12 protein-coding genes are annotated in these 14,820 nt (G+C 69.6%); 5 read left to right on the forward strand and 7 right to left on the reverse strand.

The annotated features are described in order from the left end of the window. From ABZ659_RS27905 to ABZ659_RS27925, 5 genes are all read left to right on the forward strand, one after another. Window positions 1–513 (forward strand): R3H domain-containing nucleic acid-binding protein, encoded by a 513-nt coding sequence (locus ABZ659_RS27905; protein WP_360225126.1) that lies wholly within the window; start codon window positions 1–3, stop codon window positions 511–513. Window positions 514–650: 137 nt separating this feature from the next. Continuing rightward, window positions 651–1,367, forward strand: coding sequence for a 16S rRNA (guanine(527)-N(7))-methyltransferase RsmG (rsmG, locus tag ABZ659_RS27910; RefSeq protein WP_360225128.1), 717 nt, complete (start codon window positions 651–653; stop codon window positions 1,365–1,367). A gap of 335 nt (window positions 1,368–1,702) precedes the next feature. Further along, complete coding sequence (locus tag ABZ659_RS27915) at window positions 1,703–2,776, forward strand: AAA family ATPase (RefSeq protein WP_360225208.1); 1,074 nt, start codon at window positions 1,703–1,705, stop codon at window positions 2,774–2,776. Next, window positions 2,773–3,867: a ParB/RepB/Spo0J family partition protein gene (locus ABZ659_RS27920; RefSeq protein ID WP_360225130.1), complete on the forward strand. Its 1,095-nt coding sequence runs from the start codon at window positions 2,773–2,775 to the stop codon at window positions 3,865–3,867. The genes ABZ659_RS27915 and ABZ659_RS27920 overlap by 4 nt, the downstream gene beginning before the upstream one ends. Before the next feature lie 298 nt (window positions 3,868–4,165). Next, window positions 4,166–4,783 (forward strand): GNAT family N-acetyltransferase, encoded by a 618-nt coding sequence (locus ABZ659_RS27925; protein ID WP_360225132.1) that lies wholly within the window; start codon window positions 4,166–4,168, stop codon window positions 4,781–4,783. Window positions 4,784–4,856: 73 nt separating this feature from the next. Here ABZ659_RS27925 and trxA read toward each other — a convergent pair whose 3' ends face one another. The 7 genes from trxA to ABZ659_RS27960 form a co-directional block, all read right to left on the reverse strand. Beyond that, window positions 4,857–5,189 (reverse strand): thioredoxin, encoded by a 333-nt coding sequence (gene trxA / locus ABZ659_RS27930; RefSeq protein WP_360225134.1) that lies wholly within the window; start codon window positions 5,187–5,189, stop codon window positions 4,857–4,859. 40 nt (window positions 5,190–5,229) lie between these two features. Further along, the gene (gene trxB / locus ABZ659_RS27935; RefSeq protein WP_360225136.1) at window positions 5,230–6,198 is read right to left on the reverse strand and encodes a thioredoxin-disulfide reductase; all 969 of its coding nucleotides are present in this window, start codon (window positions 6,196–6,198) and stop codon (window positions 5,230–5,232) included. 160 nt (window positions 6,199–6,358) lie between these two features. Next, window positions 6,359–7,288 carry a hypothetical protein gene (locus ABZ659_RS27940; RefSeq protein ID WP_360225138.1) on the reverse strand — a complete coding sequence of 310 codons (930 nt, stop codon included), beginning with the start codon at window positions 7,286–7,288 and terminating at the stop codon, window positions 6,359–6,361. Beyond that, complete coding sequence (gene sigM / locus ABZ659_RS27945; RefSeq protein ID WP_360225140.1) at window positions 7,285–8,010, reverse strand: RNA polymerase sigma factor SigM; 726 nt, start codon at window positions 8,008–8,010, stop codon at window positions 7,285–7,287. Before sigM ends, ABZ659_RS27940 begins: the two co-directional genes overlap by 4 nt. A 24-nt stretch (window positions 8,011–8,034) precedes the next feature. Further along, window positions 8,035–9,759: a protein kinase family protein gene (locus ABZ659_RS27950; protein WP_360225142.1), complete on the reverse strand. Its 1,725-nt coding sequence runs from the start codon at window positions 9,757–9,759 to the stop codon at window positions 8,035–8,037. 137 nt (window positions 9,760–9,896) lie between these two features. Beyond that, window positions 9,897–12,248 (reverse strand): murein biosynthesis integral membrane protein MurJ, encoded by a 2,352-nt coding sequence (gene murJ / locus ABZ659_RS27955; RefSeq protein ID WP_360225144.1) that lies wholly within the window; start codon window positions 12,246–12,248, stop codon window positions 9,897–9,899. A gap of 44 nt (window positions 12,249–12,292) precedes the next feature. Further along, window positions 12,293–14,704: a DUF6049 family protein gene (locus ABZ659_RS27960; protein WP_360225146.1), complete on the reverse strand. Its 2,412-nt coding sequence runs from the start codon at window positions 14,702–14,704 to the stop codon at window positions 12,293–12,295. Window positions 14,705–14,820: the final 116 nt, after the last annotated feature.

Below are 14,820 nucleotides of genomic sequence, written 5' to 3' on the forward strand. Positions count from 1 at the left end.
GTGACGGAAGGCACCACCTCCGCCGCTGCCGAGGGTGCAGACACCCTGACCCGCCTGGAGCAGGAGGGCGACATCGCGGCGGACTACCTTGAGGGCCTGCTGGACATCGCCGACCTCGACGGCGATATCGACATGGACGTCGAGGGCGACCGCGCCTCTGTCTCGATCATCAGCGACAGCGGCAGCCGTGACCTCCAGAAGCTGGTCGGGCGCGACGGCGAGGTGCTGGAGGCGCTCCAGGAGCTGACGCGCCTGGCCGTGCACCGGGAGACCGGCGACCGCAGCCGACTGATGCTGGACATCGCCGGTTACCGGGCGAAGAAGCGCGCCGAGCTGTCCGAGCTGGGCGCCAAGGCGGCGGCCGAGGCGAAGAGCGCCGGTGAACCGGTGAAGCTGAAGCCGATGACGCCGTTCGAGCGCAAGGTCGTGCACGACGCGGTCAAGGCCGCGGGCCTGCGCAGTGAGTCCGAGGGCGAGGAGCCGCAGCGGTTCGTCGTCGTGCTGCCCGCCTGAGTCAGGTCCCGACCCGGTCCTCAGCGGTCCCCACATCCTCCGGCCCCGTCTGTTGCGCAGGCGGGGCCGAACTTTGTCAGCCTGTAGTTCTGGAGTCGGCGCTCAGCGCGTCGAGGCGGTACGGAAGGACGGTCCCCGTGACGGAGGCAGCTGAACTCCCCCCTGCGCCCGAGCAGGCCCGCGATGTATTCGGCGATCGCTACGGGGATGCGGTCCGGTACGCGGAGCTTCTCGCCGAGGCGGGAGTGCAGCGCGGGCTCATCGGCCCACGTGAGGTGCCCCGGCTCTGGGAGAGGCATCTGCTGAACTGCGCGGTGCTCTCCGAGGTCGTGCCCGAGGGCGTGACCGTGTGCGACGTCGGATCGGGAGCCGGGCTGCCCGGCATCCCCCTGGCCCTCGTCCGCGACGACCTGAAGATCACCCTGCTGGAGCCCCTGCTACGGCGTACGAACTTCCTGACCGAGGTCGTCGAGCTGCTGGGTCTCGACCATGTGACCGTGGTGCGGGGACGCGCTGAAGAGGTCATGGGGAAGCTCACTCCCGTCCATGTGGTGACGGCACGCGCCGTGGCACCGCTGGACCGGCTCGCCACCTGGGGCATTCCGCTGCTGCGCCCCTACGGCGAGATGCTCGCGCTCAAGGGCGACGCGGCCGAAGAGGAGCTGAAGAGCGCGGCGACCGCGCTGACCAAGCTCGGTGCGGTGGAGACGTCGATCCTGCATGTGGGTGAGGGTGTCGTGGACCCGATGTCCACCGTGGTGCGTGTGGAGGTCGGGGAGAGCCCAGGCGGGGTGCGGTTCGCGGCCAAGCGGGCCAAGGCGGCACGGACCGGGCGGACTCGTCGGCGCCGCTGAGCACGCTGGGTGTCGCGGTGCGCTCTCGTCGATGAGGCGTACTCCACACAAGCTGTCAAACCTACGCGTGACGGAGTGTCTCCCGGGCGCGGGCCTGACCGCTGTGCATCGTGTTTCACGTGAAACGTCGCTCACTGCTGCACGGCATCATCAGTCGCGGCCGCGCTGCGGCCGAACCTCGCGACCGTAAGCCTCTTGGATCTCTTGGGGAAGCTCCTTCCCGGGGAGAGGCGCCTTCCCGTGACGCTCCGTCGCCCCCACGGGGCACAGAGTTGTCCACAGAGGTGGATTTCTCCACAGAACACCAGGGCTCACTGGTTCACGACCCCGAAGGCATGGGAGGCTCTGTTCATTGCGAGCCTGAAGTCGAGGAGAGTGAATCCTTGCGGTCCGACGCCAACATCGCGGGACCGATGACCGATCCGGTCCCCGGTCCCCGTACCGAGTCGATCGGAGACGATGTTTCACGTGAAACACCGCCCCCGATGGACGACACTCCCATCGGTCGTGCTGCCCAACTGGCGGTGGAGGCTCTGGGCCGTGCCGGCGAGGGCCTGCCGCGGCCCGAGGAGACCCGGGTCATCGTTGTCGCCAACCAGAAGGGCGGGGTGGGTAAGACAACGACGACCGTCAACCTCGCCGCGTCGCTGGCTCTGCACGGCAGCCGTGTTCTGGTGATCGACCTCGACCCACAGGGGAACGCCTCCACCGCGTTGGGAATCGACCACCACGCCGAAGTCCCGTCGATCTACGACGTGTTGGTGGAGAGTAAGCCGCTCTCCGAGGTGGTCCAGCCGGTCCTCGATGTTGAAGGGCTCTTCTGCGCGCCCGCCACAATCGATCTCGCCGGTGCGGAGATCGAGCTGGTGTCCCTCGTGGCGCGTGAGAGTCGGCTCCAGCGGGCCATCCAGGCTTACGAGCAGCCGCTGGACTACATCCTCATCGACTGCCCGCCTTCGCTCGGTCTGCTGACGGTCAACGCACTCGTCGCGGGCCAGGAGGTGCTCATCCCGATCCAGTGCGAGTACTACGCGCTGGAAGGGCTGGGCCAGTTGCTGCGCAATGTCGATCTGGTGAGGGGGCACCTCAACCCCACGCTGCATGTATCGACGATTCTGCTCACCATGTACGACGGCCGGACGCGTCTCGCGTCCCAGGTCGCGGAAGAGGTGCGCACCCACTTCGGTGACGAGGTACTGCGGACGAGCATTCCTCGCTCGGTCCGTATCTCCGAGGCGCCGAGCTATGGGCAGACGGTGCTGACCTACGATCCAGGATCGAGTGGCGCCCTCTCCTATCTTGAGGCGGCCCGGGAAATCGCGCTGAAGGGTGTGGGTGTCAGCTATGACGCGAAGCACGCCCATATCGGCGCTCAGAGCGAACAGAGCATGGTGGAGGGGATCCAGTGAGCGAGCGACGAAGGGGGTTGGGCCGAGGGCTTGGCGCACTGATCCCAGCGGCACCGACGGAGAGGACACCGGCCCAGACGGCCGTCGGGGGTGCCGCATCAGCGTCCTCTTCTGCGGTGCTGGCGACCGACCGGGGGGTGGCTGCGGCGAAGGTGGCCACGCTGCCGCATGTTTCACGTGAAACAGAGGAACCCCCGGCCACCGGGGCCTCGGAGGCTTCGGCGTCGGTCATGGGCGCTCACTTCGCTGAGATCCCTCTGGACGCCATCACACCGAACCCGCGGCAGCCGCGTGAGGTCTTCGACGAGGACGCGCTGCAGGAGCTGGTCACCTCCATCAAGGAGGTGGGCCTCCTCCAGCCGGTCGTCGTGCGGCAGCTTGCTCCGGGGCGCTATGAGCTGATCATGGGTGAGCGTCGCTGGCGGGCCTGCCGTGAGGCGGGGCTGGAGGCGATCCCGGCGATCGTGCGAGCCACGGATGACGAGAAGCTCCTCCTGGACGCCCTGCTGGAGAACCTGCACCGGGCTCAGCTGAACCCGTTGGAGGAGGCGGCTGCCTACGACCAGTTGCTGAAGGACTTCAGCTGCACCCATGACCAGTTGGCGGACCGTATCGGCCGCTCTCGTCCCCAGGTCTCCAACACCCTGCGGCTGCTGAAGCTCTCTCCGGCGGTACAGCGACGGGTGGCCGCCGGAGTGCTCTCCGCAGGTCATGCTCGGGCCCTGCTCTCCGTGGAGGACTCGGAGGAGCAGGACCGGCTGGCGCACCGGATCGTGGCCGAGGGCCTCTCGGTGCGGGCAGTCGAGGAGATCGTGACGCTGATGGGTTCGCGGCCTCAGGCTACCCAGCGCTCCAAGGGGCCGAGGGCCGGTGCCCGGGTCTCTCCGGCGCTGACCGACCTGGCGACCCGGCTCTCGGACCGCTTCGAGACTCGGGTGAAGGTCGACCTGGGGCAGAAGAAGGGCAAGATCACCGTCGAGTTCGCTTCGATGGAGGATCTGGAGCGCATCCTCGGCACCCTCGCCCCCGGCGAGGGACCGGTGCTCCAGCGGGGCCTGGAGGACGACGAGTCCGAGGAAGCGGGCGCCTGAACCAGCTTGGTGCGGGCCGTGTCCGGTGTACGCCGGAACACGGCCCGCACTTTGCTTTCTGGCGGTATCGGGAGGAATCGCTTCGTCGATACGATGCGATCGGGTAGAGCGCATCCTCCTGACAGCCAGCTCTGAGGGGAGACGGAGCCGTGCGATCTATGAGCCGTACCGGACTGGTGAGCGCGGGACTGGGGCTGGGAGCGGTCGGTGGCTTTGTCGGCAGCCTGCTCAGGGAACGGAGCGCTCTGGCAGCCGCCCGTGATGCGGCGGGCGGAGGAGGAAGCGAGGAACAGGCCTCATGGGGCGTCGGCTCATACCGCTCACGCTGGACAACCTTCAGGACCTTCCCCAGCGCTGTCGCTCGTGTGTCTTCTGGGAACTCGACCCGGTCAGCGGTGAGGCCGCACTGAAGGCGGGCACAGCCTCGATGGAGAAGGAGGCCTGGATTTCCGGCGTGCTCTTGGACTGGGGCTCCTGCGGCCGTGTCGTCTACGTCGACGACGTACCGGTGGGCTTCGTCCTGTACGCACCCCCGGCCTATGTGCCGCGCTCGACGGCGTTCCCGACGAGCCCCGTCGCCTCCGATGCGGTGCAGCTGATCACCGCCTACATCGTGCCGGAGTTCCAGGGGCAAGGGCTGGGCCGGGTGATGGTCCAGACGGTGGCTAAGGATCTGCTGCGGCGGGGCTTCAAGGCGATCGAGGCGTTCGGAGACGCACGCTGGAAGGAACCCGCCTGTGTGCTGCCCGCGGACCATCTGCTGGCGGTGGGATTCAAGACGGTCCGGCCGCATCCGACGTATCCACGGCTGAGGCTGGAGCTGCGCACGACGCTCTCCTGGAAGGAGGACGTCGAGATGGCGCTGGACCGGCTGCTCGGGGCGGTGCAGAAGGATCCGGTGCTTCGGCCACTGTGAAAGGGGCCGCCCCTGATGGGAGCGGCCCCTTCGTGTTTCACGTGAAACATCGCCGTCAGCGCGACGGCGTAGATCACTCGGCGATGAAGTCCTCAAGGTCGCGGAGGATCGCGGCCTTCGGCTTGGCGCCGACGATGGTCTTGGCGACCTCGCCGTTGGAGTAGACGTTCAGCGTCGGGATCGACATCACGCCGTACTTCGCGGCCGTACCCGGGTTCTCGTCAATGTTGAGCTTGACGATCTCGATCTTGTCGCCGTGTTCCTTGGCGATCGCCTCAAGGGAGGGCGCGATCTGGCGGCACGGTCCGCACCAGGCAGCCCAGAAGTCCACCAGAACGGGCTTGTCGCTCTTGAGGACGTCCTCCTCGAAGGAGGCGTCAGTCACAATCTTCAGGGTGCCGGCCACGGCGGGCTCCTTAACTGGTTGTTGCGTGGGGTGGTGGGGGTCAGACGGTCGTCTTCTCGGGCTCGGCCATCTCCTCGTCCGCCAGGGCGGCGAGGAAGCGCTCGGCGTCCAGAGCGGCGGAGCAGCCGGTGCCCGCGGCGGTGATCGCCTGACGGTAGGTGTGGTCGACGACGTCACCGGCGCCGAAGACACCCGTCAGGTTCGTCCGGGTCGAGGGGGCAGTGACCTTGAGGTAGCCCTCCTCGTCCAGCTCCAGTTGACCCTTGAAGAGTTCGGTGCGCGGGTCATGGCCGATCGCGATGAACAGGCCCGTCACCGGGAGGTCGGACAGCTCGCCGGTCTTGACGTTGCGCAGCTTCAGGCCGGAGAGCTTCGGGTCGCCCTGGATCTCGGCGATCTCGCTGTCCCAGACGAAGCTGATCTTCGGGTCGGCGAAGGCGCGCTCCTGCATCGCCTTGGAGGCGCGCAAGGTGTCACGGCGGTGCACGATCGTCACGGACTTGGCGAAGCGGGAGAGGAAGGTCGCCTCCTCCATCGCGGTGTCGCCGCCGCCGATGACGGCAATGTCCTGGTCCTTGAAGAAGAAACCGTCACAGGTGGCACACCAGGAGACGCCACGCCCCGAGAGGGCGTCCTCGTTCGGCAGTCCGAGCTTGCGGTGCTGGGAGCCGGTAGCGACGATCACGGCCTTCGCCTGGTGGACCGTCCCGGAGGTGTCGGTGACGGACTTGATCTCGCCGGTCAGGTCGACGGAGACGATGTCGTCCGCGATGAGTTCGGCACCGAAGCGCTCGGCCTGGGCCCGCATGTTGTCCATCAGCTCGGGGCCCATGATGCCGTCCTGGAAGCCAGGGAAGTTCTCGACCTCGGTGGTGTTCATCAGCGCACCGCCCGCGGTGACGGCACCCTCGAACACCAGAGGCTTCAGCGACGCGCGCGCGGTGTAGAGCGCCGCCGTATAACCGGCGGGCCCGGAGCCGATGATGATCACGTTACGAACGTCGCTCACGGCTTGATTCCTCGTCTCTGGACTGAATCGCTTGACCGGTGGGAGTCCGACTCCGGACTCTCACCCCACCCAACGGATCCTAAAGGGCCCGCATTCCCGCTGTGCCCGGGCACACGAAGAAGCACGCTGGGGCGACATGAAGAAGCGCGGGAGGGTGAGATCAGGAGCGCGGGTACGAGTGCTTCAGGAGCACTCTGGCCTTCACCGAAGCCTGATCCACACAGGTGGCGTCCACGAGGTAGGCGGTGACCCGGCTGGGGTCGGCGTCGTCCGGCAGCACGACGAGCAGGGCGCGTGTCCCCTGATATACGCCCTCCCTGGCCGCCAGGGCCGCGTCCTGGCCGTCGATGGTCTGCTGGACGCACTCGGGGACGATCACGGTCGTCTCTTTGAACAGCCCGGTGGCCCCGTTGGTCGGGGCGCTGGGAACGGACTCCACAACAGAGTCGCCGGGGGATCGGACGCCACCCCGGCGGTTCTGCTTCTCCGCGAGGAGATGCGCGACCTCTGTCTCCAGCTGTTCCTCGGAGAAGGTGTCCGCTGAGGCGGACTGCTCGCCTTGGGCGCTGGTGTCCGGCTCGTTGCCGCTCAGCGGCGACCACAGGACGGAGCCCAGGCCCAGGGCGGCAACCGAGAGTGCGGCTCCCAGCACAACGTTCCTGCGGCGGCTTCCACGCTTGCGGTCCTTGCGGCCAGGCCCGGTGGAGGAGCCGGGGGCATGTCCAGCCGGTCGTCCGACGGGCGATGTTTCACGTGAAACACGCGCGCTGTGGTCCGCGCCGGACGCGGTGCGGGAGGCTTCGACGGGTTCGCTGTCGAAGGCCTTGGCCGTCGTGGCGTTCAGCAGCGCCTCAGCGGCCAGGGCGGCATCGATGCGCCCGGCCACCTCGGCGGGCATGGGCGAGGTGCCCGGGAGGGTACCGAGCAGGCCGCGGATCTCCTCCAGTGAGGTGTAGACGTCCGCGCAGAGTTCGCACTCGTCCAGGTGCCGCCGTACAGCGGTGGTCCGGCCCGGGGTCAGCAGGCCCTCGGAGAGGTCGGAGATCTCGGCGACATCAGGGTGCCCCGCCGCGTCCGTCGTGGATGTCACGCTCGCCCACCTCCGCCCTTCACGGCTGCTGAATCACTTGGCCCGGCATCTCGCGGCGCGTCGTCACGCGGTTCCGCTGCCGGTGGGACGGATGTCCCCTGCGTCCGGTTCCGTCGCTCACCCGGTGGTGTGCCTCCCCCTGCGCTGTCCGGCCGCAGATGGGTGAGCAACGGCAGGAGTCTGGCCCGGCCCCGGGCACAGCGGCTCTTCACGGTGCCGACCGGCACGTCAAGGACGCGGGCCGCCTCGGCGACGGGGTAGCCCTGCATGTCCACCAGGACGAGGGCGGCCCGCTGGTCCACCGGGAGGGTGCCCAGCGCGTCCAGGAGCTGGCGGTGCACGTCGTTGCGCTCGGCGGGGGCCGAGGCCGACTCATGCGGCTCCAACAGTTGCTCCAGCCGCTCGGTGTCGTCCACCGGCGAGGTCTTCCGGGATGCCGCCTTGCGGACCCGGTCGAGGCACGCGTTCACCGTGATCCGGTGCAGCCAGGTCGTGACGGCCGACTGGCCGCGGAAGGTGTGGGCGGCCCGGTAGGCGGACACCAGGGCGTCCTGGACGGCGTCAGCGGCCTCCTCGCGGTCCCCCAGGGTCCGCAGCGCCACCGCCCAGAGCCGGTCACGATGGCGCCGCACCAGCTCGCCGAAGGCGTCGTGATCGCCCTTGACATGGCGGGCGAGGAGGTCCTGATCGCTCACATCGCCGTACGCGATGTTCTCTGCCATCGGGCCCCCTCGCCTTCGGCCGACTCAGCCCGTGAACTTCAGGTCGGTGATGGCCTGCTTGTACCCTGCGCTGCTGTAGCCGTCCGTGGGCGCGTTCGGGACGGCCGTGATCCACAGCAGCACGTACTGCGTCTTCACCGGCTTCGACGCCTTCATGGTGAGTGAGGTGCCGCTCGTGGTGGCGGTGCCGATTTTCGCCATTCCGTCGATGCCCGTCGACGGGGTCAGCGAATCGGTGGCGTAGAGGGTGGCCGTGGTGTGGTCGCCGCCGTACCGGAGCGCTATCGACGCGGCGGAGACCTCCTTGGATGAGCCGAGGTCGTAGACGATGCCCACGCCCGGCTTGTAGGGAGCCAGCTCCGGGCCGTCGTTGTAGCGGTTGGTGCGCCAGAACGTGGAGCTGTCACCGTCGTACGTGTTGCCGACGTCCTCGGCGGCCTGGGCGTTGCCGCTGACCACGTACTCCTGCGCGCCCTCGATCGCCAGGGGCTTGGTCGGCTTCGGCTTCTTGCTGCCCTTGTCGTTGCCGTCCGTCGTCTGGGTCTGGTTGGTGTCGTCGGCCTTGTCGCCCTGCTGCATCAACGCGTCGGCCAACTGCCAGCTGCCCAGGCCCAGCGCGGCGATCAGCAGCGCGGAGACCGCCCACTTCAGTGCCTTGCCGGTACGGCTCTGGAGCGGGGGCGGCGGGGACGGTACCGGCTGGGTGACGCCCGGCGGCGTGGTGCGGCCGTAGGTGCCCTGCTGATAGGTGGTGCGCTGGTACTCGGGCGGCGCGGCGAACGCGGGCTCCGGCGGGCGGATGCGGGGCATCTCCCCGATCGCCTTCACCAGGTCCTCCGGCGTGGTGCACGCCGACTCGTGACGGGAGGCGGTCGCGCCGTCGTTGACGAGCGCGCGCATGGCCAGCTCCGACAGCCCGCGGTGCACCCCGGCACGCACCTGGTCGGGGGCGATGAGACCGACGTCCTTCGGCAGCCCGGACAGACCGTAGGCGTCGCTCTCGTATGGCCAGCGCTGGGTGAGCGCGGCGTACAGCAGGGCGCCGATCGCCTCGGTGTCGGCGCGCTGCGGGGTGTCGGAACTGATGCCGCGCAGGGCGGCGTTGACGGCGAGACCGCGGATGCGCCACTGGCCGGTGGAGGCACGCAGCACGGCGTTGGGGTTCAGCCGGAGATGGGCGAGGCCCTCGCGGTGCGCGGCGGCCATGGCGGCGGCCACCTGGCTGACCATCTGGTAGGCGTCGTGCGGCTCCAGCGGGCCGACGGAGAGCAGGGTGGTCAGTTCGGTGGCGTCGGGCAGCCACTCGTGGACGACGTAGACGAGGTCGTTCTCCTCGACCGCGTCCAGCACCTGGACGAAACGGGGATCGCCCAACAGGGCGGAGGAGCGGGCGGCGGCGAGCACGGAGCGGGCCCGGGAGTGATCCGCGGGCAGGACGTGGACGCCGACGGCGCGGCGCAGCTTCTCGTCGACCGCGCGCCAACTGCTGAAGCCGTCCAGACGGGTGACGCACTCTTCCAGGCGGTACCGTCTGGCGAGCTTGTGACCGCTGTGCAGTTCCGGCGGTGAGGTCTTACCGGGACCGCTGGTCCCGTCCCTCCCCTGTGCCTCGTCGTTCTTCGTGTTCCGCTCCAGGTTCTGGGCCACCCCGTCGGCCGTGGACTGGTCCGCCTGATCCGCCTTGGCGGTCAGCGGCTCGTCGCCGCTGTTGTCTGCCACGTCGACGGCAGCCGTGCTCCGTTCCGCCACCGTCGTTCCTGCCTCCCCATCCGTTGCGCGCCGTACGACCCCGTGCGCGCCGTCCGACGCCGAAACCAATTGTGCCCACAGACCGCCGCTATGCACGACACACGATGGCGGACGATGGTTGTGCGCATACCCCCGCGTCAGCGCCCCAGACGCCCACGAACCATGCCGACGAGCGAGTTCAGCTCCTCCACACGCATCCGCCGGGCGCCGACGAAGAAGACAGCGAGCAGTACGAGACCACCGGCCAGCAGCGCGGCGAACGAGCCCGCGACGCCCTGGCCGAGTACCTGGGTGATGCCGTAACAGGCCGCACCGGCGAGCAGGGCCGCGGGTACCGAGGCGATGCTCAGCCGGGCGTAGGTGCGCAGCACGCGAGCCCCGTCGAGGTCGCCGCCCAGCCGCCTGCGCAGTCGCTGCCAGGCGACACCGACGCCGATCACATAGGCCAGGCCGTACGAGGCGGCCATGCCGACGACGGCCCAGCGGGGCGGGAGCAGCGCGAAGCAGAGCGCGGAGGCGCCCGCGTTGACGGCGGCCACGATGACCGTGTTGTAGAAGGGCGTGCGGGTGTCCTCGTAGGCGTAGAACGCGCGCAGGACGACGTACTGCACGGAGTACGGGATCAGGCCGAGTCCGAACGCCATCAGCATGTAGCCCATGTTGGTGGCGGCGTTGCTGCCCGAGGAGCCGAAGATCAGGGTGCACATCGGGACGCCGAGGGCGACGAAGCCGAAGGCGAGCGGCACGATCGCGACGGCCGTGGTGCGCAGGCCCTGGGAGATGTCGTCGCGGACGGCGCCGCCGTCGTCCTCCGCCGCCGAGCGGGAGATCCGGGGCAGCAGGGCGGCCATCAGGGAGACGGTGATGATGGCCTGGGGCAGGCCCCAGATCAGCTGGGCGTTGGCGTAGGCGCTGAAGCCGGTGCCGGGGATGTTGGTGTCGGCGACGGCCGCGGTGGCGAGCTGGGTGACGACGAGGGCGCCCGCCTGGTTGGCGAGGACGAACAGGATCGTCCACTTGGCGAGCATCGCGGCCTTGCCGAGGCCGTGGCCCTTCCAGTCGAACCGCAGCCGCATCCGGTACCCGGTCTCGCGCAGGTACGGGATCATCGCCAGCGCCTGGACGACGAGGCCGAGCAGGATGCCGATGCCGAGGAGGCGCTGGCCCTCGGCCGGGATGTTGGTGACCTTCATGCCGGAGTGCTCGGCGGAGCCGTACACCCACAGGAACATGGCGAGGGTGACGATGATGACGACGTTGTTGAGGACCGGCGTCCACATCATCGCGCCGAACCGGCCGCGGGCGTTGAGGATCTGACCCATCACCACGTGGACGCCCATGAAGAAGATGGACGGCAGGAAGTAGCGGGTGAAGGTGATGCCGACCTCGTTGGCCGCCGGGTCCGTCGCCACCGAGTTCGACAGAGCGCGCACCAGCAGGGGGGCCGCGAACATCGCGACCAGGGTGAGCAGGCCCAGCGCCACCATGACGAGGGTCAGCAGCCGGTTGGCGTACGCCTCGCCGCCGTCCTCGTCGTCCTTCATGGCGCGCACCAGCTGCGGTACGAAGACCGAGTTGAGGCCGCCGCCGACGGTCAGGATGTAGATCATCGTCGGCAGTTGGTAGGCGACCTGGAAGGTGTCGCCGAGCAGCGCGGTGCCGAGGGCCGAGACGATCAGCGCCGAGCGGATGAAGCCGGTGAGGCGGGACACCATCGTGCCCGCCGCCATCACGGCGCTCGACTTCAGCAGGCCGGTCGCCCGACCGCCCTTCTTCGGCGCGGACGCGGGCAGGGGCTCGGGGGTCTCGGCGGCGGGCGACGGCACCGGCGCCGCGGGGGCGGGGGCGGGCGCCTGGGGCGCACCGGCGTAGGGACCCGCGTGGTACGGGCCTGAGCCGTACGGACCCGCTTGATACGGGCCGGTCTGGTACGGGCCCGCGCCGGACGGCTCCGCCGGGCCCGGGCCCATGCCCGGCTGCGCGGCCTGGCCCGGTACCGCGGGATACCCCGTCGGCTGTGTGCCGCTCTGCTGCTGGTCCCTGAACAGGTGCGCGAAGGCGTCCGGTTGCTGCTGCTCCTCGCCGGACCGGCCGACCAGGTCGTCCACGCCGACGTACTGCGTGCTGCGCGGGTCGTCGCCGTACGGCAGGTACTGTGTCGGCCCCTCGGGCTCGGGCGCCGGGGTCTGGGCCCACACGCGGGGGTCGGGGGCGTACGGCGAGGGCGGCGGCTGGGCGTACAGCTGCTGCGGCGGCGGGTAGGTGCCCGGGGGCGGCGGGGGGTGCGCGGCGCGGTCGTAGAGGGCCTCGGCGACCGGGTCCTGTGCTGACAGGTCCTGGGCCTGGTACGGGTCCTGGTCGTAGGCGTCCTGGAGGTACATGTCCGCCGGGTGCTGCGGCGGCACCTGGCCGTGCTCGGGCGGCGGGCCCTCGGGGTGGCCCGAGTCGCCCGCGGCCTGGCCACGGTCACCGTCGTACGGCGCGTTCATGCTTACTCCACCTCATCGGTCCCGGCCCCACCGGCCTCGGTGTCTCAACGGTCCACTCTCTCACCCGTCCCGGACGGGTCGGGGCTTTCCGTTGCGGTGTCCGGCCCAGGGTCACTCGGCTGCTCCGGGTCGCCTGCCCCGGCTCGGACGCCGGACTCCTGGGTGTGACGGTCGGCGGGGTCCTCGGGGTTTCGCGGATCGCCGGTGGATTCGTCGTCGGCGCCGTCCGTGGCGTCGGTGCCGTCCGCCTCGCGCTCCGCGGCCCTGCGGGCGGCGGCGCGCTTGCGCTGGGTGTACATGCGGAAGCCCGCGAGGACGAGCAGCAGCACCCCGCCGCCGATGACCAGCATCACGGTGGCCGTGACCTCGGTGACCTTCACGTCGAACGTGACCGGCTCGCCGTACGCCTGCCCGTCCTCGGTGAACAGCTGGGCCACCACCGTGACCCGGCCGTTGGCGTTGGCGGACGTGGTGAACTTCACTGACTGGCTGTGCCCGCCGGAGACCGTGACGGGCACCTCGGAGTAGGCGTTGCCGCCGATCTCCAGACGCGTCGGGCTGGTCGAGGTGAGCCGCAGCACCAGATGGTCGACGCCCTGCACCAGGTTGTTCTGCACGGTCACCGGGATGGTGGCGCTGCGGCCGGAGAGCTTGGTCTCCGACTTGTCGATCAGCCTGACCTGGTCGGTCAGATCGTCAAGGTAGCTCTCGACACCGGCGCGGAAGATGGCCGCCTCGGACGCCCGGCCGCGCCACGACGTGGACATCTCGCGGTTTATGGCCCGGCCGAACGGGGTCACCACCCGGGTCTCGTCGGTGAGGATCACCTTGAAGTGGTCGAGCTTGTCCTGCGTGGTCGCGACCTGCTCGAAGGTCGCGCGCGGCAGCTCTCCCTTGCGCAGCGACGAGGGGTACGAGGACCTGGAGGGCACCTTCGTCGTGGCCGCGGGGTCCGGCTTGGCCTCCGCGGCGGCGGTGAGGTCCTGGGCCTGTGTCCAGGTGCCGTCCTGGAGAGCGGTCACCGCCTCGGCCAGCGCACGCGCCTGGCTCGGGGTCGGCATCCGCTGCGGGGCGACGACGATGCTGCGCTGCTTGTTGGTCTGGAGGTTCAGGGCGAGGCTCTGCGCCAGGAACCGCTGCACGGCGAGCGTGGTGGTGGACGCCTTCGTCAGGTCGCCCTGGAACGCCGTCGACATCCGCGAGTCCGCGACCACCGCCGTGGTGCCGCCGCCGATCGGGCGGGCCGCGGACGGCGTGTACGGCAGCCCGCTCGTCTCCTCCAGGCTGTCGCTGCGCGCGATCACCTTGTCGGCTCCGGCGGAGGTGGCGACCTTGACGATCGACGGGTCCACGGCGCCGTTCACCGGCCAGGCGAAGTCGGTGCTCGGGGTCACGTGCAGCACGGACCGCACGGTGGTGGTGGCGACGTCGGTCGCGGCCTTGAGGTGGCTCAGTGAGCCGTTGACGTTCGTGCCGTTGTGGGCGAGGGAAGCCAGGTCGGGGTCGCCGAACGGCAGGGCGACGACCTCCTCGCCCGTCACCGCCCGCTGGAGCTGGGCGAGCCACTTCTTGGCGACGGCCTGGTGGGTGCCGGGGACGGTCGTGTCACCCTCGCCCTGGATGTCGTAGCCACCCGTCATGGCGTCCACGGAGGCCAGCAGGTCGGGGTCGATCACCCAGGTGACGTCGAGGGAACTGCCCAGCGACACCAGCTGCTCCAGACGGCCGCCCGCGGAGATCTCCTGCGCGAGGTCGTCATCGCTGAAGACCGGCGTCTGCTGCTCGTTCGACCCCGTCTCCGCCGTCATGTGGGAGGTGGCCATGACCGGCCACAGGACGGTCGTCTTCGTCGTCGTGTCTGCCTCGTCGGGCTGCCACGGCAGGAAGGTGCGCTGGATGCCGAGCACCTGCTCCCACGGCTGCGCGGAGGTCTCACCGGACAGGGAGACCCCGAGCTGGTAGACGCCGCTGTCGCCGAGGTCCAGGTCGTCGACGGGGACGGAGACGCTGAAGGGTTGGGCGACGCCCGGGGTGAGCTTGGCGAACTCCTGGCCGTCCGCGTCGTCGACCTCTGTGCCGTCCGTGCCGGGGACGTAGTCGGTGCGCTGGGAGACGCTGTCGATCCCCGAGCGGGTGGTCAGCTCGGGACCCAGGCGAAGGTCGACGTGGGCGTCCGTGATCGCCTGCTTGCCCTTGTTCGTGACGGTGCCCGAGACGGTCAGGGTGTCGCCCTCGCCGGGGACGGCGGGACTGAGCGAGTCAAGGGCGATGGCCACGGTGCGCGAGCCGGAGGCCGCCTTGGCGGAGGCCTGCCCGGCGGCGTCCGCGGTCTGGGGGGCGGGAAACTGGAGCAGAGCGGTCAACAGCGGGGCCCCGGCGATCAGGGCCGCGGTACGTCGCAGCCAGGGGCGGGCAGCTGAGGGACCGGTCCCCTGGATATCTGCCGCCTCGGCCACGCCCTCGCCCGTCCCTCGTCGTTGTCAGTGGTCGTCGGAATGTGCGTCCACGCATGGTAACGATGCCCGCTGAGGGGAAGTGCCGCGGACCGTGTCACAAGATCGTAGGAGCTGGA

The sequence above is a fragment of the Streptomyces sp. NPDC006997 genome (assembly GCF_040635175.1).
Taxonomy (GTDB): Bacteria; Actinomycetota; Actinomycetes; order Streptomycetales; family Streptomycetaceae; genus Streptomyces.